This is a genomic window from Microbacterium sp. EB106-03-03-XG65 (genome assembly GCF_058791955.1).
Genome location: NZ_JBYTEB010000001.1, coordinates 1,619,320 through 1,638,283, shown reverse-complemented (window position 1 = coordinate 1,638,283; position 18,964 = coordinate 1,619,320). Strand labels below are relative to the sequence as shown.

The window sequence follows — 18,964 nt, the reverse complement described above, 5'->3', positions numbered from 1 at the left end:
CGAGCGCCAGGACGTGGCTCCGATGTCGGCGCCCGGCGATACGCTGACCTCGTGACCGACACTCTCAGCGCCGCTCAGGCGCGCAGACTCGCGCTAGGGGCGCAGGGCTTCACGCGGGCGAGGCCGCGCGACGTGTCGGCACGGCACCTGCACCGCGTCATGGATCGACTCGGGGTTCTGCAGATCGATTCGGTGAACGTGTTCGCGCGCTCGCACTACCTGCCGATGTTCTCCCGGCTGGGGTCGTACGATCCGGCGCTGCTGGACAGGGTGTTCCACTCGCGCACCAGCCACTACGTCGAATATCTGGCGCACGAGGCGACGTTCATCCCGATCGAGGACTGGCCGCTCTGGCGCTTTCGGATGGACGACTTCCGCGCACGCTGGTCAGGACCGGATTCGTGGATGAGCGCAAACGCGCGCACCCTGCAGTGGGTCAAGGCCGAGCTCCGAGACCGAGGACCACTGCGTCCTGCTGATCTCCGAGCAGACGCTCCGCGCGAACGGGGCTCGTGGTGGGACTGGGACGATGTGAAGCTCGCGCTCGAGCATCTGTGGCGCACGGGAGATGTGGCCATCAGCGGCCGCAAGGGATTCGAACGGAGCTACGCCCTTGCCGAGCGGGTGATACCCGACGCGATCCTCTCGCGTGACGTCGCACGCGAAGACGCCATCCGAGAGCTCACGCGACGGGCCGCGCTCTCTTCGGGAGTGGCGACGCAGTCCGACCTGGCCGACTACCACCGCATCCGCGACCGGGCGACGATGTCCCGCTCCATCGCCGACCTCGTCGACGCGGGCGACCTCATACCGACCGCGGTGCGGGGATGGGAGCGCGCAGGTCAGCCGCTGCCGGCGTGGCGCCACCGCGACGCCGTTCTGCCACGCCGAGTCGACGCGGCTGCCCTCCTCACGCCGTTCGACCCGGTCGTCTGGTTCCGCGACCGTGCCCTGCGCGCCTTCGAGCTCGACTACCGCATCGAGATCTACGTGCCCGCAGAGAAGAGGCGGTACGGCTATTACTCGCTGCCGGTGCTGGTCGGCGACCGGATCGTCGCCCGGGTCGACCTGAAGGCGGAGCGTGCGACCTCGACCCTCCAGATCCAGTCGGCGTGGTGGGAGCCCCAGGCGAAGCCCGCAGAGGATGCCGAGCGGGTCGCGGCCGAGCTCGCTCTCGCCGCGTCCTGGCAGGGTCTCGCAGAGATCTCGGTCTCGGGATGGGGCACCGCCTCCGAGAGCCTGTATGCCGCCCTGGCGGCCCGTCCCGACGCCTCCGCTGCGACGACTCGGCGCCACGTGCACGCGCGTGAGGCCATGGTATGACCCGCCGCGCCGCGTGGGCGACTGCAGGCATCACTGCCGCGCTCCTGATCATCGTTGCGGTCGTGTGGATCTCCCAGGCGTCGAACGTGCGGCCACCCTCCGACGCCTCCCCTCCCGCGACCGCTTTCGCGACCCCCTCGCTCGAACCGCACGAGGCCGCACAGCAGCAGCTCGAGACGATGCTCGAGGAATGCACCGTCGACGAGGCGCGCGGCGGTGCGATGCCGGAGGGATGCGGCATCCGGATCCCCTGGGGAACCGAATTCGCGGCCGTCGACACTGTGCGATTCCGGATCGACCGGATGCCTGTGCTCGAGGTGCTGGACGAAGGGTTCGTCGCCGAGGGCGGCGTTCTCGTGGCGACGGTCGCGGGGACGGGCCAGGACGGTGCGCCGAGGACTGAGACCTACCGCACCGAGTCGTGGACTGTGCGCGGCGACCTGTCGGTGACCGACGATCGGGTCGTGATCGAGATCTGGTGATGTGCGGGCCGCCGCCCGGACAGAGAGAAGGGCCCGATGCGACTGTGCGCAGCGGGCCTTCTCGTCAGAACTGCACGCGGGGCGGTTCTGAGATCGCGCCGCTGTCGGCGACCTCGAAGAACTCGCGTTCGGTGAATCCCAGCCCCTTCGCGAACAGGTTGTTCGGGAAGACCTTGATCTTGGTGTTGAGCTCCCGCACGCCGCCGTTGTAGAACCGGCGGGCGGCCTGGATCTTGTCCTCGGTGTCGACGATGGACTGCTGGAGCTGGAGGAAGTTCTGGCTCGCCTGCAACTGCGGATACGCCTCGGCGACGGCGAAGAGACTGCGAAGCGCCTGCTGAAGGTGCCCCTCTGCGATTCCCGCCTCACCGGGGCCACCGGCGGAGAGGGTCTCGGCCCGGGCGCGCGTGACGTTCTCGAACACCGCCTTCTCGTGCGATGCGTACCCCTTGACCGTCTCGATCAGATTGGGGATCAGATCCGCTCTGCGTTTGAGCTGTACGGTGATGCCGCTCCACGCCTCGTCGACGCGGACGTTCAGCTGCACCAGCGAGTTGTACGTCGCCCACAGATAGATTCCGATGAGCAGAATCACGCCGACGACGATCAGTACTGGCACGAGCCATTCCATCAGAGGCCCACCCTTCCTCGTGTTTGTCTCATCCTATCCGCGCAGTCTGCACGCCGACTGGATGCGTCCCCGCGGAAGGAGCGGCGTCTCACTCGCCCAGCACGCGATCGAGGTACCGGTTGCTGAGTCGCCGATCGGGATCGAGCCGATCACGGAGGGCGATGAAGTCATCGAAACGCGGATACAGCTCACGCAGCTGCGCCGCACCGAGTGTGTGCAGCTTGCCCCAGTGCGGTCGCCCTCCGTGCTCGAGCATGATCTGCTCGACGGCCTCGAAATAGACCGTCGGGTCCACGCGCCAATAGCGATGCACGGCGATGTAGCCCGTCGCCCCGCCATACGCGGTCGAGAGCCAGCGATCGTCCTCCGCCGCGAAGCGCACCTCGACGGGGAACTCGATACGCCAACCGCGCTGCACGATCAGCGCCTGGAGCGCATGGAACGCCGGCACGACGTTCGCGGCGGGAAGCGCGTACTCCATCTCACGGAATCGCACGTTCCGACTCTGCGTCAGCACCCGATGCGACCGATCGACGTAAGTCCTGTCACCGGTGAGCTTCACCGCCATCCTGTTGAACGGCGGGGTGACCGCGGGCACGAGCTGCGATCCCGCGCACACCACCCGGTAGACGCCGTTCGACAGCAGCGTCTCATCGATCCACCGTCCGACGACCGGCAGCGGCTGCCTGCGGGTCGACTCTGGCATGCGGCTCTGGCGTTTCGTCAGGGCCACCTCGGTGTGAGGGAACCAGTAGAACTCGAAGTGGTCGGATGCGGCGACCCGGTCGTCCAGGGTCGCCAGAACCTCGGCGAGCGGCGCCGGCTCGTCGACGGCGCTGAGCACGAAAGCGGGAACGCACTGCAGCGTCACCTCGACCATGATCCCGAGCGCGCCGAGCCCCAGGGCCACGGCGGGAAGCAGTTCGGGGCTGCTCTGCTCATCGACGCGGAGGAAGTCGCCGGATGCGGTGACCATCGTCACACCCACCACCTGAGCAGCGAGACCGCCGAACCCTGATCCGGTGCCATGGGTCCCGGTCGAGATCGCGCCGGCGATCGACTGCCGGTCGATGTCGCCGAGATTCTCCATGGCGAGGCCGTGCCGCGCGAGGAGCGCGGGGATCCGGTGCAGCCGGGTTCCCGCCAGCAGAGTCACGCGACGCCGCTCGGGGTCGACCGAGACGAGTCCCTGCATGTCATCGAGCTCGAGCAGCACCCCCGGCGCGATGGCGATTCCGGTGAAGCTGTGCCCCGCCCCCACGGCCTTGATGCTGAGCCCGTGGGCCAGGGCCGCCGTGACAGCCCGCTGCACTCCTTCGGGGCTGCGCGGGCGCTCGACGCGAAGCGGTGTGACCTGCGCGGACCGCGCCCAGTTCTGCCACGTGCCACCGATCCTCGTCACAGGAACGCCTTCCCCTCGCCACGATAGGTGGGCAACTCGTCGATGACCTCGCCTGCGGAGACGAGGTGATACGCGTCGATGCGCTCTGCAGGCTCGCCGCTCTTCGCGTGCCGGAACCAGACGCGATCGCCGACTCCCAGATCGGATGCTGCCTTCCCCTGCAGGGGGGTCTGCACCTCACCCGCGGCCTCACGAGGGAGCGTCTGCAGCCCCTGCGGCCATACGGGGAGCGGCTGCCGAGAGGCCAAGGCGGGGCCCGAGGCGATCCACCCACCGCCGAGCACCGTCGCGATGTCGGCGGTCGGGCGTCGGACGACATCGAAGGCGAAGGCCGATGCCGGCGCGGGGCGGAACGAGCGGTAGCCGTCGAAGAGGTGTCCTCCGAGCAGCCCGCTCCCCGCGCTCGCTTCGGTGAGGGACTCGTCGCTGCCTGTGAACTCGAGCGACCCCGTGCCTCCGCCGTTGAGGAACTCCAGGGGCGCGACCTCGGCGAGCGCCGCCACGATCGCCGCCCGACGATCGCGGAGTTCGGCGCGGGACCGCGACTGCACGAAGCGGATCAGCGGGGCATCGGGGCCGGCGTCTCCCTGCCCGGCGATCTGCGCTTCGTACATCTGCAATCCGACCAGTGTGAAACCGGGGCGCCGGACGATCCGATGGGCGAAGGCCGCGATCTCCCCCGCGGTGAACAGCGCCGAACGTCGAACCCCGATGTGCCCGAGGGCTGCAGAACGCCAGGAGGCGTCGGCATCGATCGCGACCCTGATGTCCGGCCGCGAACCGGCAGGAGCGACGCTGTCGATGATGTCGAGGTGCACCGGATCATCGACCATCAGTGTGATGCGACTCGCCGCCTCCGCCGAGGCGAACAGCTGCGCCAGTCCAGCGCGGTCGACCGTCGGGTATCCGATCACGATGTCATCGTGGGTCTCGGCCAGCCACAGCGCCTCCGCGAGAGTGAAAGCCAGGATGCCGCGGTAGCCGGGCAGAGCGAGAACGGCGTCCAGCACCGCGCGGACGCGGACCGACTTCGACGCCACGCGGATGGGAAGCCCACCCGCCCGCACGAGGAGGTCCATCGCGTTGTGCTGCAGGGCTTCACGATCGATGATGGCCACGGGCGCGGGCAGATGACCGGTGGCTGCGGACAGACGGGGCCAATATCGCGCGGGATCCTCCCACTCCGGAGCGACGGACGAGGGTCCCCGGTCAGGGCTCAGATCAGCGGTGAGGTCGAGCACTCCCCCACCCTACGGCGTCGGTGGGATGTCTGCGTGTACGCTGAGCCAGGGCCCCGGCCGCGCGCCCCCGTAGCCCAATGGCAGAGGCAGGCGACTTAAAATCGCTTCAGTCTGGGTTCGAGTCCCAGCGGGGGCACCCGCCTTGATCCGCGTGGTTACGCGGATGTCGCCCTCCCCCGGTGACCTGTTCGCGGCAGTGTCACGAGACTTGGCAGTCCTGTCACAAACGCTTCCGGATCGGGCATGATCGCCACCCCATTCATCAGGATCCGTAGAGGCGTCCGAGTAGGTCGGGCGCGAGCCTCGTGGTGTCGTCCGTCGCGTGGCCGTAGACACTCATCGTCATGGCCGGATCGTGGCCAGCGAGCTTGGCAACGGTGACCACGGGGATGCCTTGCTGAAGCAGGATCGACGCCGAATAGCTCTCAGTTCGGCGACTTGGACGCGAACATCGGATGCGCAGTATCGAACAGATGCACGCTCATCGACTCGGTATTGATCCCCATCTTCGACTGGACGAGTCTGGCTTCTCCAACAAGCTCCCGGTCGAACACGGTGATCTTGCTCTCGTCACCGCCCCCAATGCGGCGATGCTTCCCACACTCCCACAGAGAGCGAATCGCGCTTGCGATCAGCCCGCACATCACGATGGACCGTTGATACTTGACCCAGTGCGTAACGCGCGCCCAGCGTCGCTCATTGCCAGTGTCGACCTGCTGAATCACGGTGAGTGCCGGGCCAGACACAGAGAGAATCTCGCCGTCGTCGATCTTGAAACCGACCTCTTCTGGGAGGATCGCAAGCCCGTGCTTTCCGGCGTTATACAGCTCAGCTCCGTCCAGAATCAGATCGCAGCAGTACTCGATCAGATCACGCAAGCCGTCGCGATGCCGCTCCCATCCGTCCGGATATTTCCACGTGCCGTTGGAGTCCATCACTGACTTGTCGCCGCTCCAACTCACAATGTGCAACAGCTCCGTTAGCGTCTCATCGGACTGCACAGAGTTCTTGATCCGCTTCACGCCCGCCGGGAAAGCCCCGCGATCGCGCAGTCTGGTGAGCTCCCACCAAGGACACGGAGCGTTGTCCCAGTGTGCCAGACATAATCTCAGCAGCGTCTCCGCCGCTTGATGAACGACGAGCGTGCTCTCAAGCGCCACGAACTGCACCCGCTCCTCGGCGGAGGGCACGCCCGCACGCTTCATCGAAACACCATCAGCGGATTCTGAGGCCGTCAGCTGCTCGTCGCCGAGGAACCGCGTGAGCATCCATAACCGCTGATCGACGACTTCGGCGGGGTCGGCACGATAAAACGAACGATTCAAGGAGTCGAACTCGTGGGGGTCGATGTCTGCTGGCCTGGGCATGCCCGCGACGCTACGCGACGGCTCAGACATTGAGTGGTCGCAGAGACGAACGGGAGGGGCAGACTGCGCCCCCTCCTTGTCGGAATCGCGACCCCGGGGGTGTGCCCTCACAGCGCGCTGTCGCCGGTGTCACGGCGATGTCACTAACCGGTGACGACCGAGGGGGTACCTATGAGGTACGGGGAGCCTCCTTCTTCCAGGTCAGGCGAGACATCCGGGGTACCAACCGAAACCAGGCGTAACGGGGTTGAACAGACTTAAAATCGCTTCAGTCTGGGTTCGAGTCCCAGCGGGGGCACCGGAGCCGCTGAGCTCAACGACCGAAGAGGTCGCCGAGCCCCGGGATGCCGAGGTCGCCGAGCTTCTGGCCCCATTCCCCGGCGGTCTCGCCGAACCCGGTCACCGCTTCCCCTGCCGATCCGATCACGCCTTCCGCCGCTCCCGAGACGCCCTCGGCGGCGCCCGAGACGAGCTCCTCGGCACCAAGTCCGTCGGCGATCGCCTCGAGGTCCACGCCCTGGGCGAGAGCATCGAAGTCGACGCCGAGACCGGCCGCCTGCTCGAGCAGCGGTGCGGCGACGGCACTGGTGACAGCACCCATCGCCACGACCCCGAGCACGCCGACGGCAGCGCCGCCCACGACCCCGGCCGCGCCCGCACCCCGGGCGCGCGACAGCAGACCCCGCATGCGTCCGGGTCCGGCGGCCTCGGTGCGACCGGCGGATCGTGCGAGGTCGAACGCCGACGACGATCGGGGCCGATCGTGCGGCGGCAGCTCCGCATTCATCCGTTCCTGCACCTGCGCGCGCTGAGCGGGGGTCAGCCGCTCGAAGGCGTCGCGGTGGATCTCCTCCACTCGATGCGGGTCAGCGGTCTGCAGCAGGTAGTCGTAGCGCGCGATCGCCGCGCGGTCGGCATCCGTCCCGGTCGACGAGGCGGCAGGCGACGTGTTCCGGCTCATGGCGGGCGGTGGGCTGTAGGGGTCTCGAGTGCCCGACGGTGCGCTCGGTGCGTATCGGGCCGGTTCGCCCGTGCGAGCGTCGCCCTTCTTGCCGTCGAGGTCGAGGGCCTGTGTGGCCATTCCCAGCAGACGATCCAGCATTCCCATGTCGTGGTCTCTTTCGTGTGACGTATGGACAGCCACCGGAGCACGGGATCAGCAGAGTGCAGGGGTCGACGGCTGTCCGTGGATACGGACGCCAGGTCTCCTCCGCCCGAAGTGGGCCGGTGGGCCGGGACACGACTTCATGTCCGTAATGACGACGCCACCGCAGTCGGGAGTACTCCCCTTGCTGGACCGAGCGTATCGACCACACCTATGAGCCGGGTGCGAGGATACGTCCGGCGCAGGGGACGACGAACGCCCCGACCTGCGAGAGATCGGGGCGTTCGTCGAGAGACGTTACTTGGCAGCAGCCGTCTCGGCGGCCTGCTCGGCAGCGGGCTTCTTCGCCGCCGGCTTCTTGGCCCCGGTCTTCTGACCGGCGGGCTTCTCGTCTGCGGCCTTGTCGGCGGCGGCAGCCTGAGCAGCCGGCGCGGTGGTCGCGGGAGCGGCCGGACGCGGACGTGCCGCGAACTCCTCGAAGACGTAGCGCGGGTTCTGCACCGTCTGGAGGTTCACCAGGTCACGACCGAGCCACAGGTTGTTCCACCAGCCCCCGACCACCCGGAGCTTGCGCTCCCACGTCGGCATCGCGAGGCCGTGGTAGCCACGGTGCGCGACCCAGGCGATGAAGCCCTTGAGCGCGATCTTGCCGGACTGGAAGACACCGTTGTACAGACCGAGGCCCGCGACGGCGCCGAGGTTCTTGTGGAAGTACTCCTTCGGGTCCTCGCCTCGCAGCACAGCGACGAGGTTCTTCGCGAGCAGCTTCGCCTGACGGACGGCGTGCTGGGCGTTCGGCACGCAGAAGCCGCCGACGCCACCACCGGAGAGGTCGGGCACTGCCGAGACATCGCCGGCAGCCCACGCGCCGGGAACGAAGGCCTCGGGGGTGCCGACGCGCAGGTCGGCACGGGTCTGGATGCGGCCACGCTCTTCGACCGGAAGGTCGCCACCGCGCACCACTGTCGGGTTCGCCATGACGCCGGCGGTCCAGACGATCAGATCGGTGGGGATGACCTCGCCCGTCGACAGCTCGACGTTGCCGTCGACCGCGCTGGTGAGCTGGGTGTCGAGGTGCACGTTGGCACCGCGCTTCGCCAGATCCTTCAGCACCCACTCGCTCGTCTGCAGCGAGACCTCGGGCATGATGCGCCCCATCGCCTCGATGAGGTGGAAGTGCGTGTCTTCGAAGGTGATCTGCGGGTACTTCGCCACGAGCGACGAGGCGAGCGAGCGCAGCTCGGCGAACACCTCGATACCGGCGAAACCGCCACCGACGACGACGACCGACAGCAGCCTGTCGCGCTCCGGGCCGGCCGGCAGCGACGCGGCCTTGTCGAAGTTCGACATCAGGCGGTCACGGATCGCGACAGCCTCTTCGATGGTCTTGAGACCGATCGCGTTGTCGGCGATGCCCGGGATCGGGAACGTGCGAGAGACGGCGCCGGCCGTCACGACGATCTGGTCGTACGCGAACTCGTACGGGTCACCCACGGGCGGAGTGATCGTCGCGACCTTCTCGGCGTGGTTGATGCCGGTGACCTTGGCCGTCAGCACGTTCGTCCGCTTGAGATGACGACGGTGGGCGACCACCGAGTGGCGAGCCTCGATCGATCCCGCGGCCACCTCCGGAAGGAAGGGCTGGTACGTCATGTAGGGAAGCGGGTCGACCATGGTGACGTCGGCTTCACCCTTGCGAAGGTGCTTCTCCAGCTTCCACGCCGTGTAGAAGCCTGCATAGCCTCCACCGACGATCAGAATCTTGGGCACAGTGCTGTTCTGAGGCACAGGGGGACAACTCCTAGAGTCAGGAATGTGGCGTGCGAGCGCGCGCCGATCGGATGCGCCGGGCAGCTGCGGTGACGCCAAGCGCTATCAGGATACCAGGGACTGTGAGCGCGATGAGCGGCAGGGTACCGTAGCGCAGTGAATCAGCGCTGGGAAGCAGCGGTGAGCCGGGCTCGGTGGGTGCGTCGGCGGCAGGAAGCGGCGGCACCGCGACCGGCGTGACGGTCGGCACCGGCTGCGGCTCCGACTCCGCGCGACGGAAGAGGCGCACCCACTCGGCGAGATCGCCCATGGGGTTCGAGTCGACGGTGGGCACGTTCGCGGTGACCGCCGCCTCGGCGTCGATGAGCCCATAGCCGTAGAGGGGGTCGGGCGTGCGTGACACGCCCTCGACCGGGATCGCCGTGCGGATGATGCGGTTGATCACGTTGGCGGCATCGAGATCGGGGTGCGCCGACCTGATCAGGGCCGCGATCCCGGCCACGATCGGCGCCGCACCGCTCGTGCCGCTCCAGCGCGCCACCTCGCCGTCTGCCGAGACCCCGCGCAGGCCCTCGCTGGGCGCCGCGATGCCGATCGTGATGCCCTGGGTCGACGCCTCAAGACTCGCTGTTCCGGTCTGGTCGACTCCGCCCACCGTGAGCACCCCGGGAATCGTCGCCGGCGCCCCGATGATGTTGGTCCCGCTCCCCCGGTTCCCCGCAGCCACGACGACCACGACGTCGTGCTCGAAGGCGTAGAGGAACGCGTCGTCCCAGCTCTTGTCCCAGTCGAGCGTGTTCGTCGTGAAGGAGAGGTTGATGATGTCGGCACCGTTGTCGACGGCCCAGCGCATGCCCTTCGCGACCTGCTCCGTGAACGGCACCCGCGCCGCGGCACCGAAGCCCACCGAGATCGACAGGAGGTTCGCCTCGGGAGCCACGCCGATCATGCCCGTGCCGTCGGCCGCGCCACGGCCGGCTGCCAGAGAGGCGACCCACGAACCGTGGTTGCCGTCGATCGCTCCGAGCGGTGTGCGCCCATCGGGAGTTCCCGTGCCTGACACGTCGGTTCCGCCGATCACCGCCTGGTCGAAGACGCCCGGGACACTCGCGATCCCGGTGTCGATCACCGCGATCGTCACACCTTTGCCCCGTGTCGTCTGCCACGCGTCGCGCACGCGCGCACCGTCGAGCCAGTACTCGGAGGCGCGCACAGGATCAGCCGGATCGTCGGGCACCGGCTGCGGCGTGGGGGTGGGAGCCGCGGTCGATCCGAGCAGCAGCACGGATGCCACGACCGTCGCGATCGCGACGGCCCCGCGGAGCATCCGGCCACGCCTCATGCCGAGGAGTCCTCGGCCTGGCGCACTGCGGCACCCGGGTTCTCGCACCGGCAGAGCTCGGGCGTCCACGACGAACGCGCGAGAGCCTGATCGCCGATCGGGTTGACCCCGGCACCCGCAGCGAGAGCGTGTCCGGCCAGGGCGTGCAGGCACTTGACGCGCGTGGGCATGCCGCCGGCGGAGATCCCGTCGATCTCCGTGACCTCGCCGAACTGAGCGCGATCAGCGAGGTAGGCCTCGTGCGCCGCGAGATATGCGGCGGCGACCTCGGGGTCCTCAGCCAGCAGGGCCGCCAGCTCGGGCATCACCTGAGTCGCCTCGAGGGTCGACATCGCAGCGGTCGCAGCCGGATGCGTCAGATAGTAGAACGTCGGGAAAGGCGTGCCGTCGGGCAGGCGAGGTGTGGTGGCGACGACAGTCGGGTTTCCGCACACGCACCGCGCCGCGATTCCCACGACACCGCGGGCGGGCCGCCCCAGCTGGGCCGACACCACGGCGAGTTCGGCGGTCGTGGGGGTAGCGAAAGGCGGGGTGGTCACACGTCCAGCGTACGGGAGACGCCCGAGAGGATGCTCGACGCGATCCGCGCGCGGCGCCCTGTCACTGGGGGATGGCGGCGGTGTCGCTGAGCCCGGCGGAGGTCAGGCTGCGCAGCAGCTGAGGCATCCAGTCCGAGGGCGTCTCTTCGAGCGTGTCGCTGACGGGGCCCTGCTCCTGAGGCAGAGCAGCGGGATCGAGGTCGTTGTCGATGAGATAGACCACCTCACCGGGCTTGACGTAGTAGAGCCGCTCCCTGGCCTGTGTCGTGATGTAGGCCGGGTCGCTCCAGCGATCGCGTTCCTTCTCGAGCGCTGTGATCTCGTCTTCCGAGACTTGGATGGAGTGCTCGAGCGCCGCGATCTTCTGCCGCTGATCGATGAAGGTGCCGAGTGTCGGCACCAGCACCCACGCCCCCAGCACCACGAGCGACAGCATGATGACGGAGAACGCCGACAGGCGGATGCCGGACGCCCATTCGCGCACGTCGACGCGCTGGTCGGCTGCGGCGCCTCGTCGAGCGGTTCGCGCAGACCCCGCTGACGCGGCACGGCCCGCTGTCGTCGCTCCCGGAGACGCCGAAGGAGGAGCCGGTCGTCGTGCCACGGCTCCTCCTCCGTCAGTACCGCTCAGGCGGCTTGTGTCTGTCTCAGCTGCGTTCAGCCCTGGTAGCGCGGGAACGCCGAACGGCCGGCGAAGACCGCCGCGTCGCCCAGCTCTTCCTCGATGCGCAGAAGCTGATTGTACTTCGCGACGCGCTCGCTGCGAGCAGGCGCACCCGCCTTGATCTGACCCGCGTTCGTCGCGACGACGAGGTCGGCGATCGTGGTGTCCTCGGTCTCACCCGAGCGGTGCGACAGCATCGCGGTGTAGCCCGAGCGCTGAGCGAGGCTGACCGCGTCGAACGTCTCGGTGAGCGTTCCGATCTGGTTCACCTTGACGAGCAGCGAGTTCGCCACGCCGCGCTTGATGCCGTCGGCGAGACGAGTCGGGTTGGTGACGAACAGGTCGTCTCCGACGAGCTGGACCTTCGACCCCAGGGCGTCGGTGAGGAGCTTCCAGTTGTCCCAGTCGTCCTCGGCGAGGGCGTCCTCGATCGTGACGATCGGGAAGTCGTCGACGAGGCCCTGGTAGTACTCGATCAGCTCGGGGCCGCTCCAGTCCTTGTTGTCGAGGCGGTAGACGCCGTCGCTGAAGAACTCGGTCGCGGCGACATCGAGGCCGAGCGCGATCTCGGTGCCCGGCTTGAAGCCGGCCTTCTCGATCGCCTTGACCAGGAAGTCGAGGCCCTCGCGGTTGCTGGGCAGGTCGGGGGCGAATCCACCCTCGTCGCCGAGGCCCGTCGCGTAGCCGGCGGCCTTCAGCTCGCCGCGCAGCACGTGGTAGGTCTCGACACCCCAGCGGAGCGCCTCGGAGTAGGTCTCGGCGCCGATCGGAGCGAGGAAGAACTCCTGCATGTCGATGCCGTTGTCGGCGTGCTCGCCACCGTTGATGACGTTGAAGAGCGGCACGGGAAGCACGTGCGCGTTGGGGCCGCCCAGGTAGCGGAACAGCGGCAGGTCGGCCGAGTCGGCCGCGGCCTTCGCGACGGCGAGGCTGACGCCGAGGATCGCGTTGGCGCCCGTGCGCTGCTTGTTCTCGGTGCCGTCGGTCTCGATCAGGATCTCGTCGACGATGCGCTGCTCGCTCGCCTCGATGCCCTCGAGCGCCGGTCCGAGCTCGTCGATGATGGCGTCGACGGCCTTGAGCACGCCCTTGCCGCCGTAGCGGCTCTTGTCGCCGTCGCGGAGCTCGTACGCCTCGAATGCGCCGGTGGATGCGCCGGACGGGACCGCTGCCCGCTGGACTACACCGTCGTCGAGGAGCACCTCCACCTCGACGGTCGGGTTTCCGCGCGAGTCGAGAATCTCGCGTGCGCCTACAGCCTCGATCAGTGCCACTGATGTGCTCCTTGCTCAGAGAAAAGGTGTGTGGAGCGTCGTCGATCCGCGCCCCAGTCTAGCCCGCTCGGCCGTCGGCTCCCGGGTCGGAGTCCGCAGGCTCAGACGACCACCGCGAGCGCCACGCCGTCCCAGCCCTTGACTCCCACCGTCTGCAGCGCGGTGGCGTCGAAGCGCGGATCTTCGCTCAGCATCCGCAGCGCCTCCCTCGTGCCGATCACCTTGGGGTCGGACGCGTCATCGCGCACGATCTCGCCCTCTCGCCCGATGTTGTCGAGCACGATCACGGTTCCCGGATGACCCAGCCTCGCTGCCCAGTCGAGATAGACCGTGTTCGACTCCTTGTCGGCGTCGATGAAGACGAGATCGAAGCCGCCCACCAGTGTGGGGAGCACGTCGGCGCCCCGGCCGATCCGGATGTCCACACGATCCCCGACGCCCGCCGCGTCGATGCTCGCGCGAGCCACGGCGGCGTTGTCCGCTTCGGCCTCGACCGTGACGACCCGCCCCTCAGGCCCCACCGCCCGTGCGAGCCAGATCGTCGAGTAACCGCCGAGCGTGCCGATCTCCAGCACCCGGCGCGCGCCGCTGATGCGCGCGAGCAGGTGGAGGAACTTGCCGCCGACCGGTGCGACCTCGATCTCGGGAAGACCCGCGTCACGCTGTGCCGACAGCGCCGCCTCCAGCTGCGGGTCGTGACCGACGAGGAGGTCGGCGAGGTAGACGTCGGCATCGGACCAGGCGGCGGGAGTGGATTCCATGACCTCAGCCAACCGCTGGGCCTCAGGAGCGTCAAGAGGCTTGCGGACCCCGCCCGGATCGTGGAGCGGAGAGCAGACGCCCGGGTGCGCCGGCGAGCTCGGGCTGACGACGGAACTGACCGGTGACGGCCAGCACGGCGATCACCACTGCCGCGACGATCCACCCGGCGACGCCGAGTGGGCCGGCGAGTGCGAGATCGGGCTGGGACGCCGCGAAGATGAGGATGAGTCCGGCGGCGGCGTTGAGGGAGCCGTGGGCGAGGACCGCCGGCCACACCGATGCCGACCGCAGACGCAGCCAGCCCAGGAGCACTCCCCAGGCCATGCACCCGCCGATCATGAACAGCACGCCGGTGATGTCGGTGCGCCCGAAGTTGTAGCCCAGCAGGATCACCGGGCTGTGCCAGACGCCCCAGATCGCACCGCTGAGGAGAAGCGCGGGCCACGTGCCCAGAGGGCGCAGAGCAGGGACGAGCCACCCGCGCCAGCCGAGCTCCTCGCCGAACGCCAGCACGCTGTTGACGAGCGCGCCGAGAGGGATCATCGCGATCTGCGAGATCACGACGATCTCGATCGGGGGCATCGGCGCACCGGCGGGCAGCGCCTTCGCGATCTCGGCGGCGAACGCCTCGAAGGTCGTGTCGAGCCGCACCCAGCCGAGAGCTCCCGCGACCGCGATGCCGAGCGCGACGAGAAGCGGCGGGGCGAGCCAGCCCACCACCATCAGCCAGACGACGCGTCTGGCAGGGCGCAGCGGCCACAGGCCCAGAAAGCGCAGGCGCTCCCCCGGCGCCGGCACACGCATCGTGAAGGTGACCACGAGCGCCGCGAGCGCGGGGGTCAGCATCATCACGGGCAGCAGGAACCAACTGCTCGGCTCGGCCAGACCGTCGCCCAGCCACAGCGGCAGCGCGACCAGCCATGCGAGGCCGCATGCGAGCGCGACGAAGACGACGACGGATGCAGTTCTCGTGCGGGTCATGGTGTGACTCCCTGTTCGGTGTCGACGTGCTGTTCGATCATCGGGATGCTGCGGCAGCCAGGACGGATGCCGCCGTGGCCGCATCGTCGACCGTGACGACGAACACGCGACCGTCGGTGCGGGTGACCTCGAGCGCCTCGCCGGCGCGCAGGACGAATCCGCGCCGCCCGTCGGTGCCGATGCGATAGCCCCAGCCGCCGAACTCGGCGAACGGATCGACGTGCACCGCTCGAGCGCTGGCGATGTCGTGAGCGGCGATCTCGAGACGGGGCCATCCGGCGACCGAGCGCACCCGGAGGCCGGCGGCGCTCGCCCGGACACGGAACGAGAGCCCGGTCGCCACGAGGATGACGAGGATCACCGTGACGCCCGCCACGATCCACCCGGCCGCGATGCCACGAGCGAGCAGCAGCACGCTCATGGCGACCGTGACGAAGACACCGATTCCGAGGACGACCTGACCGCTGCGCGCCACCGTGACGGTCTTCATCCATACGGCGCGCTCGTGATCGGCGAGAGGCAGCGGTGCCGCCGGGGTCGCTGATGCGGGCGAGTCGAGCAGCACCTTCGGCTGCAGGAACCATCCGGCCGCCCCCAGGCCCGCCGCGATGGCGACGATGACGGGGATCCACGGGGTGATGTCGGCGGCCTCGGTCGCATCGGAGAGCCCCCGCTGGGAGGCAGTCGTCACGATGGCGAGCAGGGACAACAGACCGGCCATCGCGAGGTTGGCGGCTCCGAGCACGCGGGCGGTCGTCGACCACTGCGGCCGGCCGGTCGGAGCCCCCGCTCCCCGCCGGGGTGCACGATGCGAGAGGAGTGCGATCATCGACAGGAGAGCCACGACGCCTCCGCCCAGGCCGACCAGCATGACCAGCGGCATCCATCGCGGGCCGAAGCCGTCGGCCCCGTCGAGGCCCCAGTGGATCGCGGCAGGGTCGGGAAGTTCCGGCAGCCAGGCCAGGATGAGGATGGCGGCGAGCACGATGAGCGATGCGGGGACGATCACCCCGACCCACCAGAAGGCGGTGCGGGCGCGACGGATCTCGGGGGTCATGCGTCGATCTCCTTGATGAGGGCGGCCAGGGTCGAGGCAGAGAGTCCGAGGGACGCCGCACGCGCGACGAGCGCGGCGATGTCCTGTGAGAGTTCGGCGAGAGGCGCGGCGGCGGCGGCCACGACCGCTCCCCTGCCGCGGCGCAGATCGATCAGGCCCTCGTCCCGCAGCTGCTGGTACGCACGCAGCACGGTGTGCAGATTGATCTCGAGCGCCTCGGCGAGTTCACGCGCGGCGGGGAGACGATCGCCGGGCACGAGGCGGCCGGCGAGCACGTCGGACCGGACGGATGCGGCCACCTGGTCGAAGAGCGGACGAGCGCTGTCGGGGTCGATGCGGATCAGCATCCCGTCCCCAATCTTCTAGTAGTTCTACACAAACTATAACAACTGTCGACACCCTCCAGCAAGCTTTGTCCGGGATCCGGCGTCGTCCACACTGACCTCATGCGCATCACTCCTCGTCGCCTCGCCGCCGGCATGAGCCTGTGGATCCCGAACCTGTTCAGCGGAATCCGCATCCGGCGTTTCAGCGAGGACTGGACCCACGCGACCGTCGAGCTGCATGTCAACGTCTTCACCCGCAACTATGTGAAGACCGCGTTCGGCGGCTCGATGTCGGCCATGACGGACCCGTACTTCTTCATGCTCGTGATGCACCAGCTCGGCCGGGACTATGTCGTCTGGGACACCCGGGGTGAGATCGAGTTCGTCAAGCCCGGCCGCGGGGTGCTGACGGCAGAGTTCGAGGTCAGCCGTGAACGAGCCGAGGAGATCCGCGAGCGGGCGCACGGCGGTGCGAAGGTGCTCGAGTGGTTCGAGACCGTGATCACCGACGGCGACGGAGATGTCGTCGCGCGAGTGCGTCGACAGGTCTACGTCCGTGAGAAGCAGCGCATCACGGCTGCGCGGGGCTGACGGAGCCCTCGATACCGACTGTTCACCCGGTCGTGACACGATGACGGGATGCCCCTCGCCCGCCGCCTGACTCTCGTCGACGCCACAGCGATCGGCCTCGGCTCGATGATCGGTGCCGGCGTGTTCTCGGTGTGGGCGCCGGCCCTGGGCGTCGCCGGCAGCGGCATCCTGATCGCCCTGGGGATCGCCGCGATCGTCGCCTACTGCAACGCGACCGCCTCGGCGCAGCTCGCCGCGGCGCACCCCGTCGCCGGGGGCACCTATGCCTACGCGCGCGCCGAGATCGGCCCGTGGTGGGGTTTCGTCGCCGGGTGGAGCTTCGTGATCGGCAAGATCGCGAGCTGCGCGGCGATGGCGATGACCTTCGCCGCCTACGCCGCGCCGGAGGGCTGGGGGGTGCCCGTCGCCATCGCGGCGGTCGTCGCTCTCGCCGTCGTCAACTGCTTCGGTATCACGCGCACCGCCCTCGTCACTCGAGTGTTCGTCATATGCTCTCTGCTCGGACTCGCCGTGGTGGTCGCGGTCGGTCTCGGGGGCGGCCCGCCTGCCGAACCGGCTCCCCTTCCGGATGCCTCCGCGTACGGCGTTCTGCAGGGCGCAGGCCTGCTGTTCTTCGCGTTCGCAGGATATGCGCGCGTCGCGACGATGGGCGAAGAGGTCGTCGACCCCGCCCGGACGATCCCGCGCGCGATCGTCCTGGCACTCGGCGGCGCGGTCGTCGTCTACACGCTCGTCGCGATCACGGTCGTCACCGTGCTCGGCGGCGACGCGGTCACGAGCAGCACTCCCCTCGCCGATGTCGTCGCGGCCTCGGGGTGGACGGCTCTCACGCCGGTCGTCCGCGTCGCCGCGGCCGCCGCCGCGCTCGGAGCTCTGCTCGCGCTTCTCACCGGCATCGGTCGCACGACGCTGGCGATGGCTCGTGGGGCGGATCTGCCCCGCTTCCTGGCGAAGGTCGATGACCGTCGGCAGGTGCCCCGTCGCGCCGAGATCACGGTCGCGATGATCGTCGTGGCGATCGTGCTCGTCGCCGATCTGCGCGATGCGATCGGCTTCTCGTCGTTCGGCGTGCTGCTGTACTACCTGATCGCGAATGCGGCCGCATTCCGCCAGCGCGCCACCGCCCGCCGCTATCCGCGGGCGCTGCAGGTCGTCGGTGCGTTCGGCTGCCTTCTGCTGCTGAACACACTGCCCGTGCTGGCCTCGGTTGTCGGGACCGTGGTCGTGCTCGTCGGGGTCCTGTACCGGATGCTGCGGCTGCGGCTCGCGCGCGGTCCGCGACGGCTCGCGCGCTGATCACGACGGGTCGGCGGTGGCTCGACCGTCCTTCGCGGAGGCCGCGCGATACGTTCGGGGCGTGAGTGCGAGCACGTTCCGGAAGTCACGCGTGAGATGGGCATGATCCGCGTATCCCACGTCGGCGGCGAGCGCAGCGAGGTCGGCCGACGAGTCGGTGCGCAGCTTCTCTGCCGCCTCCTGCAGTCTGCGGCGCCGGATCATGGCTGCCGGCGAGACGCCGACGTGGCGATGGGTGAGGCGCTGCAGAGTGCGCAGGGAGACCGCGAGTCGGGTCGCGGCTTCCTCGCCCGAATCGGCCGCGCCCTCCTCCATCAGCACATCGACGAGCGCGTTCGCGTGCCTCGCGCCGTCGTCGAGGGGTCCGACCCGACGCGCGAGCCACTCCGAGAACACGTCGACCGCGCGTTCGCGGTGTCCCTCCCCCGAGGCCATCGCGGCGCTCACCCCCTCAGCGAGCTCTGGCGCGTCGAAAGGCTGTTCGGAATCGACCAGGGCAGCAGGCTCGTCGATCAGCGCGGCGACAGCCGCGGGTCGCAGGAGCGCGCCCACCGCCCAGCCCCTGCCGGTCAGTTCGCGGTGCGACGCCCGGGTCGTCGCGCCCGACAGACTCACGTGACCGTTCTCGACCACGAGGTTCAGCGCCGGGTAGCCGACGATCTCCTGGCGAGACGATCGCCCCGGTTCGATGCTCCACTCGGGGATCCAGAACCACACCGCGAGATCCTGCGCGGCCGGCGCCGGTGGAAGGCGATGGAACTCGGGCAGCCGGGCGGGGTACAGCACACCGCGGGTCGGACGCATCGCTGGT

Annotated in this window: 20 protein-coding genes and 1 tRNA gene; 5 read left to right on the top strand and 16 right to left on the bottom strand. The window is 68.9% G+C overall.

Going from position 1 to position 18,964, the window contains the following annotated elements:
* Nucleotides 1-51 precede the first annotated feature (51 nt).
* Together AC3WS6_RS07645 and AC3WS6_RS07640 are read left to right on the top strand one after the other, a co-directional pair.
* Nucleotides 52-1,323 carry a winged helix-turn-helix domain-containing protein gene (locus AC3WS6_RS07645; RefSeq protein ID WP_492500443.1) on the top strand — a complete coding sequence of 424 codons (1,272 nt, stop codon included), beginning with the start codon at nucleotides 52-54 and terminating at the stop codon, nucleotides 1,321-1,323.
* Nucleotides 1,320-1,805 carry a hypothetical protein gene (locus tag AC3WS6_RS07640; RefSeq protein ID WP_492500442.1) on the top strand — a complete coding sequence of 162 codons (486 nt, stop codon included), beginning with the start codon at nucleotides 1,320-1,322 and terminating at the stop codon, nucleotides 1,803-1,805. Before AC3WS6_RS07645 ends, AC3WS6_RS07640 begins: the two co-directional genes overlap by 4 nt.
* Before the next feature lie 64 nt (nucleotides 1,806-1,869).
* Here AC3WS6_RS07640 and AC3WS6_RS07635 read toward each other — a convergent pair whose 3' ends face one another.
* The 3 genes from AC3WS6_RS07635 to AC3WS6_RS07625 all read right to left on the bottom strand — a co-directional run bounded on the left by AC3WS6_RS07635 (nucleotide 1,870) and on the right by AC3WS6_RS07625 (nucleotide 5,079).
* Nucleotides 1,870-2,436 (bottom strand): LemA family protein, encoded by a 567-nt coding sequence (locus AC3WS6_RS07635; protein WP_201469241.1) that lies wholly within the window; start codon nucleotides 2,434-2,436, stop codon nucleotides 1,870-1,872.
* 88 nt (nucleotides 2,437-2,524) lie between these two features.
* Nucleotides 2,525-3,838: a D-arabinono-1,4-lactone oxidase gene (locus tag AC3WS6_RS07630; RefSeq protein ID WP_492500441.1), complete on the bottom strand. Its 1,314-nt coding sequence runs from the start codon at nucleotides 3,836-3,838 to the stop codon at nucleotides 2,525-2,527.
* Nucleotides 3,835-5,079, bottom strand: a complete 1,245-nt coding sequence (locus AC3WS6_RS07625) for a type III PLP-dependent enzyme domain-containing protein (RefSeq protein WP_492500440.1) — start codon at nucleotides 5,077-5,079, stop codon at nucleotides 3,835-3,837. Before AC3WS6_RS07625 ends, AC3WS6_RS07630 begins: the two co-directional genes overlap by 4 nt.
* Before the next feature lie 63 nt (nucleotides 5,080-5,142).
* Here AC3WS6_RS07625 and AC3WS6_RS07620 point away from each other — a divergent pair.
* Nucleotides 5,143-5,215: transfer RNA gene (locus tag AC3WS6_RS07620), tRNA-Leu, on the top strand.
* Between the two features lie 126 nt (nucleotides 5,216-5,341).
* Here the strand turns inward: AC3WS6_RS07620 and AC3WS6_RS07615 are convergent.
* The 12 genes from AC3WS6_RS07615 to AC3WS6_RS07560 all read right to left on the bottom strand — a co-directional run bounded on the left by AC3WS6_RS07615 (nucleotide 5,342) and on the right by AC3WS6_RS07560 (nucleotide 16,287).
* Entirely contained in the window at nucleotides 5,342-5,464 is a 123-nt protein-coding gene (locus AC3WS6_RS07615) for a hypothetical protein (RefSeq protein WP_492500439.1), read from the bottom strand.
* A gap of 40 nt (nucleotides 5,465-5,504) precedes the next feature.
* A complete protein-coding gene (locus AC3WS6_RS07610) occupies nucleotides 5,505-6,446 on the bottom strand; it encodes a hypothetical protein (protein WP_492500438.1) in 942 nt (313 codons plus the stop codon).
* Nucleotides 6,447-6,759: 313 nt separating this feature from the next.
* A complete protein-coding gene (locus tag AC3WS6_RS07605) occupies nucleotides 6,760-7,554 on the bottom strand; it encodes a cation-transporting ATPase (RefSeq protein WP_492500437.1) in 795 nt (264 codons plus the stop codon).
* A gap of 294 nt (nucleotides 7,555-7,848) precedes the next feature.
* Nucleotides 7,849-9,321 carry an NAD(P)/FAD-dependent oxidoreductase gene (locus AC3WS6_RS07600; RefSeq protein WP_492500436.1) on the bottom strand — a complete coding sequence of 491 codons (1,473 nt, stop codon included), beginning with the start codon at nucleotides 9,319-9,321 and terminating at the stop codon, nucleotides 7,849-7,851.
* Between the two features lie 37 nt (nucleotides 9,322-9,358).
* A complete protein-coding gene (locus AC3WS6_RS07595) occupies nucleotides 9,359-10,648 on the bottom strand; it encodes a S8 family serine peptidase (protein WP_492500435.1) in 1,290 nt (429 codons plus the stop codon).
* Nucleotides 10,649-10,659: 11 nt separating this feature from the next.
* Nucleotides 10,660-11,202 carry a DUF501 domain-containing protein gene (locus AC3WS6_RS07590; protein WP_492500434.1) on the bottom strand — a complete coding sequence of 181 codons (543 nt, stop codon included), beginning with the start codon at nucleotides 11,200-11,202 and terminating at the stop codon, nucleotides 10,660-10,662.
* A gap of 61 nt (nucleotides 11,203-11,263) precedes the next feature.
* A complete protein-coding gene (locus tag AC3WS6_RS07585) occupies nucleotides 11,264-11,806 on the bottom strand; it encodes an FtsB family cell division protein (RefSeq protein ID WP_492500433.1) in 543 nt (180 codons plus the stop codon).
* Nucleotides 11,807-11,859: 53 nt separating this feature from the next.
* A complete protein-coding gene (gene eno / locus AC3WS6_RS07580) occupies nucleotides 11,860-13,140 on the bottom strand; it encodes a phosphopyruvate hydratase (RefSeq protein WP_492500432.1) in 1,281 nt (426 codons plus the stop codon).
* 101 nt (nucleotides 13,141-13,241) lie between these two features.
* The gene (locus AC3WS6_RS07575; RefSeq protein WP_492500431.1) at nucleotides 13,242-13,901 is read right to left on the bottom strand and encodes an O-methyltransferase; all 660 of its coding nucleotides are present in this window, start codon (nucleotides 13,899-13,901) and stop codon (nucleotides 13,242-13,244) included.
* 31 nt (nucleotides 13,902-13,932) lie between these two features.
* Nucleotides 13,933-14,883 (bottom strand): CPBP family intramembrane glutamic endopeptidase, encoded by a 951-nt coding sequence (locus AC3WS6_RS07570; protein ID WP_492500430.1) that lies wholly within the window; start codon nucleotides 14,881-14,883, stop codon nucleotides 13,933-13,935.
* A gap of 37 nt (nucleotides 14,884-14,920) precedes the next feature.
* Nucleotides 14,921-15,940: a DUF1648 domain-containing protein gene (locus AC3WS6_RS07565; protein WP_492500429.1), complete on the bottom strand. Its 1,020-nt coding sequence runs from the start codon at nucleotides 15,938-15,940 to the stop codon at nucleotides 14,921-14,923.
* Complete coding sequence (locus AC3WS6_RS07560) at nucleotides 15,937-16,287, bottom strand: GntR family transcriptional regulator (RefSeq protein ID WP_492500428.1); 351 nt, start codon at nucleotides 16,285-16,287, stop codon at nucleotides 15,937-15,939. Before AC3WS6_RS07560 ends, AC3WS6_RS07565 begins: the two co-directional genes overlap by 4 nt.
* A gap of 99 nt (nucleotides 16,288-16,386) precedes the next feature.
* Here AC3WS6_RS07560 and AC3WS6_RS07555 point away from each other — a divergent pair, with 99 nt between their 5' ends.
* Nucleotides 16,387-16,857, top strand: a complete 471-nt coding sequence (locus AC3WS6_RS07555; protein ID WP_492500427.1) for a PaaI family thioesterase — start codon at nucleotides 16,387-16,389, stop codon at nucleotides 16,855-16,857.
* A gap of 48 nt (nucleotides 16,858-16,905) precedes the next feature.
* Nucleotides 16,906-18,153, top strand: coding sequence for an APC family permease (locus tag AC3WS6_RS07550; RefSeq protein WP_492500426.1), 1,248 nt, complete (start codon nucleotides 16,906-16,908; stop codon nucleotides 18,151-18,153).
* On the opposite strand, the gene AC3WS6_RS07545 is transcribed toward AC3WS6_RS07550, so the two are convergent.
* A complete protein-coding gene (locus AC3WS6_RS07545) occupies nucleotides 18,154-18,957 on the bottom strand; it encodes an AraC family transcriptional regulator (protein ID WP_492500425.1) in 804 nt (267 codons plus the stop codon). It lies immediately after the preceding gene.
* Nucleotides 18,958-18,964 lie beyond the last annotated feature (7 nt).